The following is a 16998-nucleotide window of genomic DNA, read 5'->3' as shown; positions in this document are numbered from 1 at the left end:
GGCGAGGGGCAAACGGTATCTTCAAGAACGCTCGAAGCCCTGCCGGATCGTAATGGCCGAGGACGCGTTCCTCCGGATGTCCGACGTCCGCAAGGAGTTCCCGGGGGTCGTCGCCAACGACGACATCGACTTCTCAGTCCGCCGCGGCGAAATTCACGGGCTCCTCGGCGAGAACGGCGCCGGCAAGAGCACCCTGATGAAGATCCTCTACGGGCTCTACGACGCCGACGGGGGGACGGTCCACCTCGGCGGCAGCCGGCTCGATCTCGACTCACCGCAGGACGCCATCGACCGCGGCATCGGGATGGTCCACCAGCACTTCAAGCTCATCCCGCGGCTCACCGTCGCCGAGAACGTCGTCCTCGGCGAACGCGAGCCCGGTGGCCCGTTCCGCGACCGCGGCGACGAAGGCGAGACTGACGCAGAAGACGCAGACAGCACGGACGACGGCTGGCTGCCCGAGTCCGTCCGAAACAACCGAGTCGCTCGCGCGCTCGCCGAGCGGTTCTCGATCGGGCTCGACGCCTCGGCGGAGGAGATCGAGGCGCTGGCCGACGAGTACGGCTTCGACGTCGACGTGCGGGCGCCCGTCCACGAACTCGACGTGGGCGAGCGCCAGCGCGTCGAGATTCTGAAGGCGCTGTATCGGGACGTGGACCTGCTCGTCCTCGACGAGCCGACGGCCGTCCTCACGCCGACGGAGGCCGAGCGGCTGTTCGAGACGCTCCGAGCGCTGGCTGACGAGGGCATCAGCATCATCTTCATCACCCACAAGCTCTCGGAGGCGACGGCGATCACCGACCGCGTGACGGTCCTCAGGGACGGGAAGGATGTCGGGACCGTCGAGACGAGCGAGGTCGACCAGTCGGATCTCGCGCGGATGATGGTCGGCCGCGAGGTCCTGTTCTCGCTGGACCGCGAGCCGGTCGAGGCCGGCGCGCCGGTCCTCGAAGCGAGCGGCCTGCACGCCGACGACGACCGCGGGATCGAGGCGCTCTCGGGCGTCGACCTGTCGGTTCGTGCGGGCGAGATCGTCGGTATCGCGGGCGTGAGCGGCAACGGACAGCGCGAACTCGCGGAGACGCTCGCCGGCGTCCGGTCGCCGACCGCCGGCAGCCTGCGCGTCGGCGAGACGGATCTGACCGGCGAGTCGACGCGGACGTTCGTCGACAGCGGCGTCTCGTACGTCCCCGAGGACCGCCACGAGTACGGCTGTGCGGGGGAGCTGTCGGTGATGCACAACGCGGCGCTGAAGGAGATCCGCCACGACCGCTTCGACGACGGCCCCTTCCTCGATTACGACGAACTACGCGACTACGCCCGGGCCGTCGTCGACGAGTACGACGTCCGGGGCGTCCACGACGTGGAGGAAATCGCCGCCGGCGACCTCTCCGGCGGGAACCTCCAGAAGCTCATCCTCGGGCGAGAACTCACCCGCGACCCGCACCTGCTCGTCGCCCACCAGCCGACCCGCGGGGTCGACGTGGGCGCCATCGAGTTCCTCCGCGACGCCCTGCTCGACCAGCGCGCGGAGGGGACCGGCACCGTCCTCATCTCCGAGGATCTGGACGAGCTGTTCGACCTGAGCGACCGCCTGCTCGTGCTCTACGAGGGCGAGTTCGTCCACGAGACGACGCCCGAGGAAGCCGACCGCGAGCGCGTCGGGATGCGGATGACCGGCGGAACGGCCGACTCGGACGACGCGACCGGCGGCTCTGCGACCGACGAATCCGGCACGACGGATAGGGCGATGACCGACGGCGGAGCGATGACTGACGGCGGAGGGGCGGCTGACGTTGCTGAGAGTGGAGATGTCGGCGACGACGGCGGTGATGCGCGGTGAACGTCTCGGTCGACCTCTCGGCGCGCGACGAGGTCCCGGCGTGGCTCGCCTACGGGACGCCCGTGTTCACGGTGGTCGGGGCGCTCGCCCTGACCGCCGTCGCGCTCGTCGCGCTGTCGGTCGACCCGCTGGCTGCGTACAACACGATGTTCGTCGAGACGCTGACCGACCCGTTCGGACTCCGCCAGACCGCGACGCGGACGGTCCCGCTCGTCCTGACTGGGCTGGCGGTGTATCTCCCCCTGCGCGCCGGCCTGTGGAACGTCGGCGCGGAAGGGCAACTCTACGCCGGCGCCGTCGTGGGCACGTGGCTCGCGCTGAACGTCTCCCTGCCGCAGGTCGCGCTGATCCCGCTCGCGCTGCTGGGCGCCGGAGTCGCCGGAGGGCTCTGGGGAGGCATCCCGGGGTATCTCAAGGCGAAGTGGGACGTCAACGAGATCATCACGACGCTGTTGCTCACGTTCACCGCGACCCAGTTCGCGAGTTACCTCGTCCGCGGGCCGATGCAGGGCGGCCTCGGGAACATCCCGGGAACCGCGAAGCTCCCCGAGGCCGCGGTGTTCCCACAGATTCCCGTCCTCGACGTCCACGCGGGCTTTCTCGTCGGACTGCTCGCGGTCGTCGCGACGGCGATCATCGTCGGCCGGACGCGCGTCGGTTTCGACATCACTTTCGTCGGTTCGAACCCGCTCGCGGCCTCGCAAGCGGGGATGAGCACCTTCCGGGTGTACCTGTTCGTGTTCCTCGTCGGCGGCGCCTTCGCCGGGATAGCCGGGTTCAGCGAGATCTCCGGGGTACAGGACCGACTCATGCCCGACTTCTCGGCCGGCTACGGGTTCACCGCGATCCCGATCGCCCTGCTCGGCCGCAACGGCGCGGGCCGGGTGCTGCTCGCCGCCGCATTCTTCGCGCTGCTGTTCGTCGGCGGGACGAAACTCGAAGTGACCTACGGCGTCCCCGCGGCGCTCGTGGACGTGATCCAGGCGCTGGTCATCCTCTTTCTCATCACCGCGGAGTTCATCAAACGCTACAGGGTCGACGTTGACGTCGAGCGAGAGCGGGCGCCGGCCGGAGGTGAGGCCTGATGTCCGGGTTCGCCGCCGGGCTGCTCGACGCGGCGGTGCGCGCGTCGACGGTGTTCATCTTCGCCGCGCTCGGTGAGATCATCAGCGAGCGCGGCGGCGTCGTCAACCTCGGCGTCGAGGGGATGATGCTCGTCGGCGCGCTCGGCGGGTTCGCGACGACGGCCGTCACCGGCAACTACTGGCTCGGCTTTCTCGTCGGAACGGGACTGGGGACGCTCCTCGCGTTCGTCCACGCGTTCCTCTGTATCACGCTGAAGGCGAGTCAGGTGATCAGCGGGATCATGCTGACGCTGCTGGGGACCGGGCTGACGACCTACTTCGGCACGAGCTGGGTCGACGAGTCGATCAACGGGTTCCCGCAGATGACGTTGCCGCTCGTCGGCCAGTACCTCGTCGAGATCCCCGTCGTCGGCGAGGCGTTGTTCCGGAGCACCGCGCCAGATTTCATCGCGCTCGCGCTCGTCCCGGTCGTCTGGTGGTTCCTCTTCCGGACGAACCTCGGACTGGAGGTCATCGCGGTCGGCGAGGACCCCGAGACCGCCGACACGATGGGCGTCGACGTGTTCAAGATGCGCTACCTCTGCGTCCTGCTCGGCGGCGCCTTCGCCGGCGCCGCGGGCGCGCACCTCTCGCTCGCGTTCGCGCAACTGTGGGCGACGGAGATGGTCGCCGGGCGCGGCTGGATCGCCGTCGCGCTTGTCATCTTCGCTCAGTGGCGCCCCGAGCGGGCGCTCGTCGGGGCGTACCTGTTCGGGTTGCTCGACGCGCTCCAGTTGCGTTCGCAGGGGATCGACCTCGCGCTCGACGCGGGCACGCCGCTGGCCGGCGTCGTCAACCCGATACTCGATCTGCTGATGCACCCGACGATCATGTCGACGTACCCCTACCTCGCGACGATCCTCGTCCTCGTGATCACGGTCGTCCGCTTCGACGACTCGCGGCAGGGCGCACCGAGTGCGCTGCTGGAACCGTACAGCCGCGAGACGGACTGACGACGGGCCGACCAGCGAGTCAAGCGCCCCCGGAGGGCGCGCCGTCCCGGCGGCTGAACGCGCTGTAGGCCACCGCGAGATGGACGACGACCATCAGCGAGAGGAAGCCGACGTTCCACCAGGGGTTGTTGTAGTAGAGCACGTCGACGCCCCAGGAGCCGTGGACGAACGGCCACAGCGGTTCGATCGGCGTCGAGATGTCCGGCGCCGACAGCATGTCGGCGAAGACGTGGCTCAGTCCGCCGACGGCGAACGCGACCGTCGCGAACAGGAACGTCCGCTTCGCGCCGAAGCGCTGGGTAGTCCAGTCGTCCACGCGGTCGGTGAGCGTCGCGGCCACTATCGCGCCGGCGACGACGCTTATCGCCGCGACGAACACGACGGTGTGGGTGACGCCGTGGTGGTGGACCGCGTTCGGAAATGCCGCGGCGAGGAACGTGTCCACGTCCGGAAACGGCGCCATCAGGACGGCGAGCGCGACGAACAGCGCGCTCGCGTGTTCGTCCCAGAGGAGCCACCACGCCGGGAGCGCCCAGAGCAGTCCCATCGCCAGGTGTCCCATCACGTCGACCATGTCGGACGTAAATAGGGGACCGCGGCGGATAGGGCGGGGGCCTGCAAATGAAGCCGGACGGGAGAACGTATCGACGCAGTGGAGGATCGCCGGATCGTCAGTCGTCGCGAAGGTCGTGGAGGTCGGCCCGCGTATTCACGTTGGTCGCCGCCGCCGCGAGCGGCGCGTCCTCGTCCACAACCGTCACCCGCTCGGTGTGCAGCCGGTCGAGCAGCGCCATCAACGCGCCGTCCTCCGAGAGCGAGTCGACCGCGGGACCGAGGGACGAACGGCGGTAGAGCGCGTGGAGCGGCTGGTCGTAGCCGTCGACGACGGGAACGACCGCGTCGACGCGCTCGCTGCCCGCATCACGGTTCACGGACTCGTCGACGGCTGCCCGGGCTCGCAGCGCGTCGATGCCTTCGACCGCGACCAGCGGCATGTCGCAGGCGCAGACGAACAGCCACGGCGTCTCGGCCGCGCCGGCCGCGGCGGCGAGCCCGGCGAGGGGCCCCGACCGGCCGGTCCCGTCGCGGACTTTCTCGACGGGCCGGTCGAGCGCGCCGCGCAGCCGTTCGGCCTGCGACTCGGTCGCGACCGAGAGCAGCGGCGTTCCGTCGGTCCCCTCGGCGACCGCCTCGACGACGTGGGCGATCACGGGCTTCCCGTCGAGGGTCGCGAGCGCCTTGTTGGCCTCGCCGAAGCGGGTGCTTCGCCCGCCCGCGAGGACGACGCCGCGAACCCGCTCCGGCCGTGACCCGGTCATCGAGCGCGGATACGGGCGCCGCCGGTATGTCACTGTCCTTCCGGTCGCTCGGTCGTCGCCCCGGTTGCCGGGTGACGGTCGTCGTCGGCCGAACGCGTCATGAGGAATTTACATGCCGAAGGAGTCCCCAGTCAGAGTATGCAGGTTCTGGGGATCGCCGGGCCGTCGGACTCGGGCAAGACGACGCTGGTCGAGCGACTCGCCGAGCGACTGTCCGCGGAGGGGCGCGTCGCGACCGTCAAACACCTCACGACGAATCCGTCGGTCGACACCGAGGGGAAAGACACAGCCCGCCACCGGGCCGCGGGCGCAGCGGCAACCTACGGGATCACCGACGACGACGGCTGGTTCGCGACTGGTGCCGAGCGGACGCTGGAGGAGACGCTGGACGAACTCGCCCCCGAGTACGACTACGCGCTGGTCGAGGGCTACAGCGGCGCCGACATCCCGACCGTGGCGCTCGGCGGCCGCGACCACGCCGGCGAGACGGTCGTGGCCGCGCCCGAGGCCGACGCGGTCGACGTCGAGGAACTCCTCGCGGCGCTCGACGACCGCGAACCCTACGAGTGCCTCGGCTCGCTCGTCGCCGAGGTGAAACGGTCGTCCGACGCCCGCTACAGCGGCGCCGTCGCCACGTTCACCGGTCGCGTCAGGACCCAAGAGGGCCCCGACGACGAGCCGACGGAGCACCTGGAGTTCGAGAAGTACGACGGCGTCGCCGAACAGCGGTTGGCGGCCATCCGCGAGGAGCTGGAGGCCCGTGACGGCGTCTACGAGGTCCGACTGCACCACCGGACCGGTATCGTCGAGGCCGGCGAGGACATCGTGTTCGTGGTCGTGCTGGCGGGCCACCGCGGGGAAGCCTTCGAGACGGTCGAGGACGGGATCGACCGGCTGAAAGACGAGGTGCCGCTGTTCAAGAAGGAAGTCACCGTCGACGACGCGTTCTGGTCGCACGAGCGGCCCGCCGAGTGACGCTACACCGCTCGATTACCGGACTACCGATCGATCTGGATGTCCTGCCGGAGGATCACCTCGTCGTCGGTGACCTCCTCGACGTACTCGTCACGCAGCGGCGCCTCTCGGATGTCGGGATCGTCGTCGTCCCAGCCGAGGCGCGCCTCGATCCGGTCGGTCCAGCCGGGGTGCGTGTCGACGTAGGCGGTCCCGTTCTCGTAGTCCTCGACGATCCCGATCTCCTCCCCGACGGGGTTGACGACGGTCTTTCCCACGTCGTCCTCGGTCAGTATCGACATACGTGCCGATAGGGGTACAACCGGCATTATCGCTGGGCACGCGCTCGCAGGCCGGCGAACGGAGGTCCGGTGGACCGGCTGGTCTGCCGGCGAAGAATCAACGGAACGGTTCCCAGCGCTGGACGGCCACGGATTCGCCGGCGGCGACACCTTCCAGGCTCTCGGGGACGACGACCCAGCCGTCGGCGGCGGCGACCGAGGACAGCGCGCCCGCGCCGCCGCGGACCGACTCGACGGTCCCCTCGCCCGTCTCCCGGACCCTGACGAACGAGCGGACGCCGACCTCGCTGGCGATCTTCCGGTCGAGCGTCGCCTCGAACTCGGGGAACGGTGCGAGTTCGAACCCGCCCGCCGTCGCGACGGCCGGCCGCAACAACTGGACCGCGGTGACGAGACAGGAGACGGGATAGCCGGGCAGGGTCAGCACGGGCGTCCCGTCGACGACGCCGTAGCCGACGGGATGGCCGGGTTTGACCGCGACGCCGTGGCCGAGGACTTCGCCCAGATCCGCGACCACGTCCGCGATCAGGTCCCGTTCGCCGACGGAAGATCCGCCGGTCGTGACGACGATATCGTGATCGAGGTCGCGTTCGATCGCCTCCCGGAGCGCCGCCTCGTCGTCGCCCACGATGTCCCGATACGTCGCCTCGCCGCCCCACCGCTCGACCAGCCGCGAGACGGTCAGCCCGTTGGTCTCGGTCGTCTCGCCGTAGCCGGGGTCGAAGTCGACCAGTTCCTCGCCCGTCGGGACGACGCTCACGCACGGGCGCCGCCACGCCGACACCGTTCGGTGGCCAGCGGCTTTCAGTAGTCCGAGATCCGACGGCCGGAGCCTGCGTCCGTCGTCGAAAATATGCTCGCCCGCGCTCACGTCCTCGCCGGCGGGCGCCACGTTCTCGCCGGGCGTGACCGCGGCGGCGACCTCCACCCGGTCGCCGCGCGTGTCGGTCTCCTCCACCTTCACCACCGCGTCCGCCCCGTCGGGCAGCGGACTCCCGGTGTGGACGTAGCGGGCCGCCCGCGGGCCGACCTCCCCCTCGACGACGTCGAGGACGGCCGGCGACCGGCCGCTCGCGCCGTGCGTGTCGGTCGCGCGGACGGCGTAGCCGTCCATCGCCGCGCGGTCGAAACCGGGCACGTCGCGCTCGGAATCGACCGCCTCGGCCAGCGTTCGCCCGTCCGCGTCCGCGACGGGGACCGACTCGGCGGTATCGGGCGGGTCGACGACCGACAGCAGTTCCTCGCGCGCCGCGGCGAGGCGCGTCACCTCCGCGAAGCCCTCGTGTCCCATTACCGGCCGTTCACCGGCGAGCGACTAAAGCGACCGGGAAGGCGCCGCGACCGCCAGTCGGCCGGACCGTCCACGCCTCGTCGGTCACCGCATCGAGTCCACGTCGACGACGAGACTCCGGTCGACGGAGATCCACTTCGACATGCGGTCGACGCCGGTCGCGTCGGGAGGGTGGATGGTACACCGATCGGGTCGGTCGGCGTATCGGACGAGCGCAAGTTCCAGTAGGGGCGCGTCGTGCTCGCCGGGCCGGTCGATCGAGGGAGCGGGGCTCTCGGGGAACGAATCGTCGTCCGACCGCGTGCATCCGGACATCGTGGTGGTCGGGTGAACGGTCGAAGCGGGTCACTAAGACGACTGCTATGAACCGTGTATAGCCGAACGTAGGACAACGAAACCGACCCGCAACCTACGGACGAACGGTCCGCAGGACCCACGTCTCGGGGTTTTCCCGCTCGACCGCGAACGGCGAGACGTCGGCAGGGTCGTCCGCCTTCGACGAGAGGGAGGCGAGGAACGAGCGGACCGGCGTCGGGTCGCGGTCGCTCACCAGGACGAACGACTCGCCCTCCTCCGTCGCGTCGAACGCCTCGCGGACGCGGTCGTGGCGGGCGTCGGCGGGGACGCCACGGAGGTCGAGCGCGTCCTCGGGGACGTCGACTGCCCAGACTTCCTCGACGCGGTCGTAGGCGTCGGCGCCGAGCGCCCGCATCTGCTCGGGCAACTCGCCGGGCCGAGGCGTCGCCTGCACGCTCGGGTCGAAGTCGAGTTCGGCCAGGATCGGCGCGTCCAGCCCGTCGAGCGGGTCGCCGTGCTCGAAGAGGTCGTGCTCGTCGCCGCAGGTGGGGCAGGTGAACCCGGCCATGTTGACGGTCACGCCCAGCACGGGCACGTCGTTCTCGCGGAAGAGCTCGAGCGAGCGCGCGGTGTCGGTGACGGCGGCGTGAAACGGGGTCGTGACGAAGACGACGCCGTCGAGGTGGACCTCCTGTAGCGTCGTCAGCACCACGTCGCCCGTCCCCGGCGGCAGGTCGACGACGAGCGCGTCCAGATCGCCCCACGCCGTGTCCTCGAACAGTTCCGAGAGGGCGTCGTGGGCCATCGCGCCGCGCCAGGCCAGCGGGGCACCGTCCTGCATCAGCCCGATGCTCATCACGTCGAGGTCATCGGCCTCGACAGGGAGCGGGTTCCCGTCGTCGTCGGAGTAGACCGGGCCGTCGACCTCCAGCACGTCGGGGACGTTCGGGCCGTGGATGTCGGCGTCGAACAGCCCCACATCGTGGCCATCGGCGGCCATCGCGCAGGCGAGGTGCGTCGCGACGGTCGTCTTGCCGACGCCGCCCTTCGCGCTGGCGACGGCGATCACTCGATCCACGTCGGCGAGGCCGGGCGAGCGGTCGCCGTCGACGTTGGCGGTCTCCTGCTCGACGTGGGCGTGGTCGACGCCGGGCACGTCCGAGACGGCCCGCATCATCGCGCCCGTGACCCCCTCGGCGGCCTGCGGACCGAAGTCGGTCAGGTCGGCGACGACCGTGACGGCGCCGTCGCTGACGGCGATCTCGGAGACGAGGCCGGCCTCGAAGACGTCCTTCCCGGCGTCGGGGTCGCGAACCTGCCGGAGCGCGGCCTCGACTTCGTCTTTCAGGCGGGCGTCGCGGTCGGCTTCGTCGTCGGGCGATTCTGATTTCGTTGCGGTTGGTCGATCGGAATCGGTGTGTTCGGACATAGTGGGGTAGACAGCGAGTCGTCGATCTCAGAGGTCCGGCTGACGGTTGAGGTGGTCCTCGCCGGGGAGGGTGGTGTCGCCGCGGTCGAGCGCGCCGGTGAACTGCCGACGGAAGCGGCCGGGATCGGCTTCCAGCGCGCGGGCGGCCGTGCCGCGGACGATCCGCTCCTCAGACTCGTCGGCCGCGACCTCCCGCAGGGTCTCTCGGGCGCGGTCGTCGTCGACGCCAGCGAGCAGGTGGACCGCCCACTCGCGGACCCGCTCGCTCTCGTCGTCGGCCGCGTCGAGCAGCGGTTCCAGCGCCCCCTCGCCGCGGCGCTTGAAGATGGAGACGAGGGCGTTCCGGCGGACCGCGTGATGGTCATCGTCGAGCGCCGCCTCGATGCGATCGGCGTAGCGCTCGCGGTCGAGGCGGTCGAGCGCGACGACCGCCTCGGCGCGGACCCAGGGATCGTCGTCGTCAGTGATCTCCAGGGCCGCACGTTCGGCGTTCTCGCCGCCGAGTTTCGCGAGCGCCTCGACGGCGAACTGGCGCACGTCCGAGTCCTCGTCGCCGAGTCCCGCGGTGACGAGCGCCTCGACGATGGCGGGGTCGCGCTCCTCCTCGGCGAGCGCGAGCGCCGCCCGCTGGCGCTCGACGGCGTCGCCGGTCGCCAGCCGGTCGAGCTTCTCGCGGGCGCTCTCGCTGGCGATGGTCGAGATGTCGGTCGCGGCGAGTTCCCGCGGCGTCGCCTCGCCGATCGTCACGTCCTCGCGGCTCACCTCGATGTCTTCCAGGCCGGCGTGGTCGAGGCCGAAGCCCGGACTCTGCTCGGGGTGAACCCGGGGGTCGGTCGGCCCGTCGGTGGCCTCCTCGGGGTCACGCATCGGCGACACCTCCCGCGGCCGCATCACCGGCGGCAAGCGCCGCTCGCGCCGTCGGGTCCCACTCGCGGACGATCACGAGCAGGCCGAGCGCGAACGCGACGGCGCGGGGGAGCGTCGCCGGCACGCCAGCGGCGAGCAGGAGCGCGGCGCCGACGGCGGGTCCGAACGCCCGTCGTCGGGCGTCGGCCACGATCGTCGCGACGGCGCCGCCGATCCCGAGCGCGAGCAGCGCGAGCGGGACGGACCCCGCACCGAAGGCGACGAGGACGACGGCGCCGGCGACGAACGGCGCGCTCGCGGCGGCGAGGACGACCGCAAACGCCGCGACGGCCCAGAGGCCGAGCGCGAGCGCACCTTCGATCCCGCGGACGAGCGGGAGCGCGGCCAGCGTGACGAACGCGAGCGTCGCGCCCGCCGGTCGGAACGTCGTCGTCTCGATACCTGCCGACGCGACGAGCGACCAGCCCAGCGCGAGGACGCCAAGCGCGACCAGCGCGGCGGGTCGTGCGATCGGCGCGAACGCATCGCGCAGGCGGGTGTCCGCCCGTAGCGGGTCCGCCATCCGGCCGACCGCTGAAGCGAGCGCGGCGGTCGTGCCGACCGTCACCGCCGCCGCGGCCGGGAGCCACGCGGCGTCGGCGACGGCGCCCACCAGCGCGAAGACCCCGACGGCGGCGAGGGCGACTCGTCGAGTCCGAGTCGTGGCCGCGAGCGCCAGTCCGAGGACCGCCAGCGCGGGGACGACAGCCGCGAGCCCCTCAACCGCGGGCGTCGAATCACGGACGACCGCCGGCAGCGACGCGGGCGCGTTCCGGAGGACGCGGACGAGCGTGACGCCGGCGGTCGGGACGAGTGCGACCGCTCCGAGCAGGGCCGCGAGCGACACGGGGCGGCCCCCGAGACGGAGTCCGGGGTCGGCCGCTTCCGCCCCGTCGACGGTCGGCTGGCTCACGGCTGGCCCTCCACTCGGTCGGCGAGGTCGTCGGTGTCGGCGGCGACCAGTCGCCGACAGAAGTCGGCGAGTTCGCCGTAGTAGCCCGTTCCCGGTTCACCGTCGAGCGCGTCGGCGACGCCCTCGGCGAGCACGGCGAGGTGCCGGTCGAGGAAGTCCAGCCGCGCGCGGGCGGCGTCCGGGTCGACCGCCGCCTCGCGACGGCAGAGGTAGCCGGCGAACTCCAGTTCCAGCCGGTAGTGGTCGTGGTTCTCCCGGCGCTCGGTGTCGACCTCGACGCCGAAGTAGTCGTAGGCTCGAGCGAGGTCGAGGTTCACGTCGTTCCACGAGACGTCCGGGCGGTAGCTCGATTCGTAGAGCGATACCGTCGGTCCCTCCGCGTCGATGGTGCCGTCGGTGCGGTCGACGTACTCCGTATGGCCGACGACGAACAGGTCGTTGAACCGGGCGCTGACGGTCTCGCGGTCGTCGTCGGTGGTGAGATCCGGCGGCGCCACGTCCAGTTCGGTCCGGTCGAGGAGTCGCCGACACTCGCGGTCGAGCGCGCCGGAGTCGAGCGCCTCGTACAGTTCGTCGTCGGGCTCGGTCATCGCGCGAGCGGCGAGCGCGTAGAGGGCGCCGCGGGCGGCCGCGTCGCGGTCGGCGTCGGTCGGCGGGTCCGCCGGGTCGCGGGCCTCGGGCCGGTCGACGGGACCGGCGTTCGGCTCGGTGTCGCTCACGCCGCCTCACCCCGCGTTCGGCGGACGCCCTCGATGGTCACGACGGTCACGAACAGGATCGCGAGGCCGGCGACCGTCCAGAGGATGGTCTCGTAGGGCGGCCCCTGCGGGCCCGGTCCCATCGCGAGGTAGTGCCACTCGCTGACGGCCTTGCGGCCGGCCCGTTCGTGGTACGAGCCGTTCCAGACCGCGACGGCCACGTCGATGTCCTGTTCGTTCGAGAGGTCGGTCCGGTTGCCGGCCAGCTCGGCCTCGCGGGTGAACGTGACCGCCCACTCGCCGTTCTCGTGGACGGCCTCGCTGTCGACGGCGGGGCGTTCGAACTCGGTCGTCGTCCCGGCGCCGCCCGCGAGCAACTCTTCGGTCCCCCCGTCGCCGGTCCAGTACCAGACGTTGACGCGGTTGTCGGTCCCGCCCATGGCGATCGGCGGCCGGGCGCTCTCGTTCTCGGGCAACTGCACCGCGACGGCGTCGGCGAACTCGCGGGGGCTGCTCGCGTTCCGGTCGGCCGTCGCGTCCTCCCAGGAGACCCGCACGAAGACGTGCGAGTCGTTGGTCGCCGTCCGGACCTTCGCGTGGTTCACGGAGACGTTCCCCGCCTCGGGGAGTCCGCTCGGGGCGCTGGACAGCGCCATCTCGACGCTCGGGACCGTCGTCCACGCCTCCGCGGTCGGGTCCGAGGCGTTCGCGCCCACCTCCCCGACCGGCACCTCGTTGGCCGGTCGCGCGCTGGACAGCGTCGGCAGGGCGGCCGCCGCGACCACCGCGACGACGACCAGCGCGGACACCGTCAGCCACGAGCGACCGGTCCCGACCCGCCCGTCGCCGGTCATTCGTCGAACACCTCCAGCCGGTACTGCTGCGCGGGGTTCTTGTCCTGCAGTATCTCCATGAGTTCGCTCTCCTCGCCCCGTCGGACGCGGTCGCGGTGGCGCTCGATGGTGTCGAGGGCCTCGTCGACCCGCTCGCCGAACAGCTCTTCGAGGTAGTCCCGCGGGATGCGGTCGACGTTCTCGAGCGTCTCGCCGTCCTCGTCGTGCTGGGGCGGCGCGTACGGCGGGATGTAGTAGACGTTCGGCACCGTCTCGAACTCCGGGTGGAGCGGTAGCGCCACCTCGTACTCCTCGACGAGCTTGTAGATGGGACCCTCCTCGTCGTCGAGGTAGCCGACCAGCCGGAGCTGGGGCGGACACTCCTCCGCACAGGCCGTGGCGTGAACCGTGTCGTCCGGCCCCTCGCCCTCGATGCGCGGGAAGCAGAAGATGCACTTCTCCGACTTCTTCGAGACGGCGTTGTAGTACACCTTCTTGTAGGGACAGCCCTCGACGCAGTAACGGTAGCCCCGGCAGCGCTCCTGGTCGACGAGGACGATGCCGTCCTCCTCGCGCTTGTACAGCGCCTTCCGCGGGCAGGCTTCCACGCACGAGGGGTGGGTGCAGTGGTTGCAGATCCGCGGTAGGTAGAAGTAGTAGCTGTTGGGGTACTCGCCCGCGCCCTGGTCTTCGTCCCAGTTTGGGCCCCACTCGGGGTCGGCCTGGGGCCGCAGCGGCTCGTCGCTGCCGTCGTACATGATCTCCTCGTGGTTGAACTCCCAGTCGCCGCCGTACTCCTCCTTCGCGGGGATCTCGCCGGGCTGGCGCTCGCTGTGGTCGCCCGATTTCCAGCCACCGCCGGATTCCTCCCAGCCTTCCGGGTAGCCCTCGCCGGGTTTGGTCTCGACGTTGTTCCAGTACATGTATTCGCGGCCGCCGCCCTCGGTCCAGAGGGTCTTGCACGCGACCGTGCAGGTCTGGCAGCCGATGCACTTGTTCAGGTCCATCACCATCGCGACCTGGTGGTCGACCCCGTCCGCGATGTCGATGTGCGTGTCGCCGTCCTGTGCGTCGTCGGTGCTCACGCGTCCTCACCCCCTTCGCCGGGGGCCTGCCCACCGTCGGCCAGCCGCAGATCCGCCTGCTCGTCTTCGCCCTCGTCCTCGGCGTCGTCGCTGCCCTGGTCGACGGGACGCACGTCCACGCGGACGTCGGAGTTGACGCCGGTCGGCCCCCAGTAGTTGGGGAAGAAGTAGAGGTGCTCGCCGGTGTCCGCGGGGTACTGCACGAGCTGGGTCGGCTTCATGTACATCGGGACGAGCGAGTTGAAGTTGTTCCTGTCGGGGTACTGGAACCGCTCCCAGGCGAAGTAGTGGCGGATCGTCCCCGGTTCGCTGGAGGGGTAGATCTTCGCCTGCACCTCGACGCTGTCGAGGTCGTTGAACACCTCGACGGTGTCGCCGTCCTCGATGCCCCGCTCCTCGGCGTCCTCGGGGTTGATGTGGACGACGGGTTCGCCCCGCTGGAGGTTGAGCATCGTCTCGTTGTCCCGCCACGTCGAGTGGATAGACCAGCGGCCGTGTGGCGTACTGTACGACAGCGGGTAGCTCCCGCCGGTGTTCCGGGGACCCTCCTTGTGGGTCGGTAGCTCCTCGCCGAGTTCGAGGAACCAGTCGTGGTCGACGTAGTACTGCTGGCGTCCCGTGAACGTCGGCCACGCCTGCTTGTCCTGGACGTACTGCTTCCACGGGGTGTAGGCCTCCCCGTCCTCGATGTCGGAGGTCCAGTGGTCGCCGGTCGCGAGCAGGCGCTGGGGCTGCTCGATGGTGTCGTCGAGGGTGATCTGCTCGTCGCTGTCGTGGGGGTTGCTCTCCTCGGAGTGTTCGAGGATGTACTCGCAGGCCGCCCGGTCCTCGACGAGCGCGCCCTCCTCGCCGGTCTCCCAGTCGCGCACGAAGTCGTCGTAGACCGACTGCAGGTCGATCTGGCGGTCGAACTTCCGGTCGTCGATGGGGTCGAGGTCGCGCTCCTGGGCGACTTCCTGGACCCTCTCGGCGAGGTCGCGGAAGATCTGCCAGTCGGTCTTCGCCTCGCCGAGCGGCTCGACCGCGGGGGTGAACGGATGCACATAGCTGTGCATGTCCGTCATGTTGAGGTCGTACTTCTCGTAGTGACTCGCCGCCGGGAGGACGATGTCCGAGTACAGCGCCGTCGAGTCCATCCGGAAGTTGATGTCGACCACGAGGTCGAGTTTCGGCCACAGCTCTTCCTCGACGGCGATGTTCCCCTTGGCCTGGTTGAAGTAGTTGCCGCGCCAGACGAACATCGTCGAGGGGTCCGGTCTGTTGCCGCCCTCCCGTTCCTCGGGGTAGACCGGCATCCACCCCTTGTCGACCGACTCGCGGATCTTCTCGGCGGTGTCCTCGTCGGTGTTGTCGAGGATGCCCGCGTGGAAGTACGTCCACAGCGTCGTCGGGACGCCGCGGACGCTCCCGGTCGGGAAGGAGAGGGTCTGCCAGCCGTGGAACGTCCAGATCTTCTCCTGGCCGACGTAGTGGTCGAGGCCGGTACCCTGCTCGCCGAGGTTGCCGGTGAGCGTGACCAGCAGCTGGATGGCGCGGTTGCCCAGATCGTTGTGGTACCAGTCGTTGACGCCCTTGCCGTGGATGATCTTCGCCTTGTCGGCCTCGGCGAACTCGCGGGCGACCCGCTGGTAGGTCTCCTCGCCGACGGTCGTCTCCTCGGCGACGAACTCCGGCGTGTACTGGGAGAGTTCCTCGCGCAGGTTGTTCCAGACCGACCGGACCGCGACGCTGTCGGCGTCGGCGCTCTCGGCGAGGTCGACCGAGCGCTCCACGGCCAGTTGCGGGTCGAACTCGAGTTCGATCGACGAGTCGGGGTCGTTCTGCCCGTCGCGGTCGCCGAGCGAGCCGGGGGCCATCCGCAGGTTCCCGTCGCCGTCGACCATGACGAAGGTCTTCTCGGGGTCCTCGACGTCCTCGCCGAGGCCCGGCACCTCGCTCGCGCGGAGGAACTTCCCGTCGTCCTCGCGGACGAGCAGCGGCATGTCGGTCTGCTCCTTGAGGTGTGCCTCGTCGTAGAGTTCCTCGTCGACGATAGTCCGGGCCATCCCGAGCGCCAGCGCGGTGTCGGTACCGCCCTCCGGGGAGACCCACTCGTCGGTGTGGATGGCCGTCTGGGAGTAGTCGGTGAACACGCCGACGCGCTTGGTCCCGTTGTAGCCGGCGTCGAGGAAGTACTTCGCGTCGGGGATGCGGGTGACGTTGATGTTGCTCCCCCACGCGATGATGTAGTCGGCGTTGTACCAGTCGGCGCTCTCGGCGTTGTCCGTCTGGGTGCCCCAGGTGATCGGCTGGCCCGGCGGCAAGTCCGAGTACCAGTCGTAGAAGCTGTGGGAGACGCCCCCGAGCAGGTTGATCAGCCGGCTTCCCGAAGCGAAGGAGACGGGGCTCATCGCCGGGATGGGGGTGAACCCGCTGATGGCGTCGTACCGGCCGGCTTCGACCTCGTCGACGACGTGCTCTGCGATCTCGGTCAGCGCCTCGTCCCAGCTGATGCGCTCCCACTTGCCTTCGCCGCGCTCGCCGGTGCGGCGCATCGGATACTTGATGCGCTGGTCGGCGTTGACGTAGTCGGTGTAGCAGGCGCCCTTCTGACAGCCCCGCGGGTTGGGGTCGGGAACGTCCTCGTCGAAGGTGGGGTAGTCGCCGGCCTGCTCCTCGCGCCAGACCTGCCCGTTCTTGACGTACACCTCCCACGAACACGAGCCGGTGCAGTTGACCGAGTGGGTCGAGCGGTGTTTCGAGTCCCAGTCCCACTCCTCGCGGTACAGATCCTCCCACTCCCGGTAGGGGTAGTCGCCGATGGGATCGTTGACCACCTGCAGACGGGTCATCTGCAGGAAGTCCTGCGCGAGCCCGGTCTGGGACCCCGCGGCGCCGGCCACGCCCGCCGCGCCGACGCCCTTCAGGAAGTCCCGACGGGAGACGTCGATCTCCGCGCCCCCGTCCGTCGCGGCGTCGGTCGCCTCGCCGGCCGCGTCGGCTCCGCTGTCGGTCGGTTCGCTCTCGGTGCCCGTTCGGTCTGCCTCCGTCGTGTCGTGTGGGTCGGTCATG

The 16998-nt window shown here is 70.3% G+C and carries 16 protein-coding genes; 4 read left to right on the top strand and 12 right to left on the bottom strand.

Translation table 11 applies throughout. From position 1 onward, the window contains the following. Positions 1–52 precede the first annotated feature (52 nt). The 3 genes from AB2U09_RS07275 to AB2U09_RS07265 are packed head-to-tail and all read left to right on the top strand — an operon-like array spanning position 53 to position 3920. Entirely contained in the window at positions 53–1843 is a 1791-nt protein-coding gene (locus AB2U09_RS07275) for an ABC transporter ATP-binding protein (protein WP_459192042.1), read from the top strand. Continuing rightward, positions 1840–2928, top strand: a complete 1089-nt coding sequence (locus AB2U09_RS07270) for an ABC transporter permease (RefSeq protein WP_459192041.1) — start codon at positions 1840–1842, stop codon at positions 2926–2928. Before AB2U09_RS07275 ends, AB2U09_RS07270 begins: the two co-directional genes overlap by 4 nt. Then, entirely contained in the window at positions 2928–3920 is a 993-nt protein-coding gene (locus AB2U09_RS07265; protein ID WP_459192040.1) for an ABC transporter permease, read from the top strand. Before AB2U09_RS07270 ends, AB2U09_RS07265 begins: the two co-directional genes overlap by 1 nt. Positions 3921–3939: 19 nt before the next feature. On the opposite strand, the gene AB2U09_RS07260 is transcribed toward AB2U09_RS07265, so the two are convergent. After that, entirely contained in the window at positions 3940–4494 is a 555-nt protein-coding gene (locus AB2U09_RS07260) for a metal-dependent hydrolase (protein ID WP_459192039.1), read from the bottom strand. A 97-nt stretch (positions 4495–4591) separates the two neighbouring features. Beyond that, the gene (locus AB2U09_RS07255) at positions 4592–5239 is read right to left on the bottom strand and encodes a molybdenum cofactor guanylyltransferase (RefSeq protein WP_459192038.1); all 648 of its coding nucleotides are present in this window, start codon (positions 5237–5239) and stop codon (positions 4592–4594) included. 138 nt (positions 5240–5377) lie between these two features. Here AB2U09_RS07255 and AB2U09_RS07250 point away from each other — a divergent pair, with 138 nt between their 5' ends. Continuing rightward, entirely contained in the window at positions 5378–6214 is an 837-nt protein-coding gene (locus AB2U09_RS07250; RefSeq protein WP_459192037.1) for a molybdopterin synthase, read from the top strand. Positions 6215–6237: 23 nt separating this feature from the next. On the opposite strand, the gene AB2U09_RS07245 is transcribed toward AB2U09_RS07250, so the two are convergent. The 10 genes from AB2U09_RS07245 to narG all read right to left on the bottom strand — a co-directional run bounded on the left by AB2U09_RS07245 (position 6238) and on the right by narG (position 16997). Then, positions 6238–6495 (bottom strand): DUF8593 domain-containing protein, encoded by a 258-nt coding sequence (locus AB2U09_RS07245; protein WP_459192036.1) that lies wholly within the window; start codon positions 6493–6495, stop codon positions 6238–6240. 97 nt (positions 6496–6592) lie between these two features. Next, positions 6593–7786, bottom strand: coding sequence for a molybdopterin molybdotransferase MoeA (locus AB2U09_RS07240; RefSeq protein ID WP_459192035.1), 1194 nt, complete (start codon positions 7784–7786; stop codon positions 6593–6595). 84 nt (positions 7787–7870) lie between these two features. Further along, positions 7871–8101 (bottom strand): DUF7511 domain-containing protein, encoded by a 231-nt coding sequence (locus tag AB2U09_RS07235; protein ID WP_459192034.1) that lies wholly within the window; start codon positions 8099–8101, stop codon positions 7871–7873. Between the two features lie 94 nt (positions 8102–8195). After that, a complete protein-coding gene (locus AB2U09_RS07230) occupies positions 8196–9512 on the bottom strand; it encodes a P-loop NTPase (protein ID WP_459192033.1) in 1317 nt (438 codons plus the stop codon). Positions 9513–9539: 27 nt separating this feature from the next. Continuing rightward, the gene (locus AB2U09_RS07225) at positions 9540–10379 is read right to left on the bottom strand and encodes a HEAT repeat domain-containing protein (protein ID WP_459192032.1); all 840 of its coding nucleotides are present in this window, start codon (positions 10377–10379) and stop codon (positions 9540–9542) included. Beyond that, positions 10372–11331: a DUF8068 family protein gene (locus tag AB2U09_RS07220; RefSeq protein ID WP_459192031.1), complete on the bottom strand. Its 960-nt coding sequence runs from the start codon at positions 11329–11331 to the stop codon at positions 10372–10374. Before AB2U09_RS07220 ends, AB2U09_RS07225 begins: the two co-directional genes overlap by 8 nt. Next, positions 11328–12050, bottom strand: coding sequence for a molecular chaperone TorD family protein (locus AB2U09_RS07215; protein WP_459192030.1), 723 nt, complete (start codon positions 12048–12050; stop codon positions 11328–11330). Before AB2U09_RS07215 ends, AB2U09_RS07220 begins: the two co-directional genes overlap by 4 nt. After that, the gene (locus tag AB2U09_RS07210; protein WP_459192029.1) at positions 12047–12883 is read right to left on the bottom strand and encodes an ethylbenzene dehydrogenase-related protein; all 837 of its coding nucleotides are present in this window, start codon (positions 12881–12883) and stop codon (positions 12047–12049) included. The genes AB2U09_RS07215 and AB2U09_RS07210 overlap by 4 nt, the downstream gene beginning before the upstream one ends. Continuing rightward, positions 12880–13947, bottom strand: a complete 1068-nt coding sequence (gene narH / locus AB2U09_RS07205; RefSeq protein ID WP_459192028.1) for a nitrate reductase subunit beta — start codon at positions 13945–13947, stop codon at positions 12880–12882. The genes AB2U09_RS07210 and narH overlap by 4 nt, the downstream gene beginning before the upstream one ends. Beyond that, positions 13944–16997, bottom strand: coding sequence for a nitrate reductase subunit alpha (gene narG / locus AB2U09_RS07200; RefSeq protein WP_459192027.1), 3054 nt, complete (start codon positions 16995–16997; stop codon positions 13944–13946). Before narG ends, narH begins: the two co-directional genes overlap by 4 nt. Position 16998 lies beyond the last annotated feature (1 nt).

This window comes from Halosimplex yunnanense (assembly GCF_054504345.1).
Note: the sequence above shows the minus strand (reverse complement) of the source record. Positions and strands in the feature narration are given on the sequence as shown.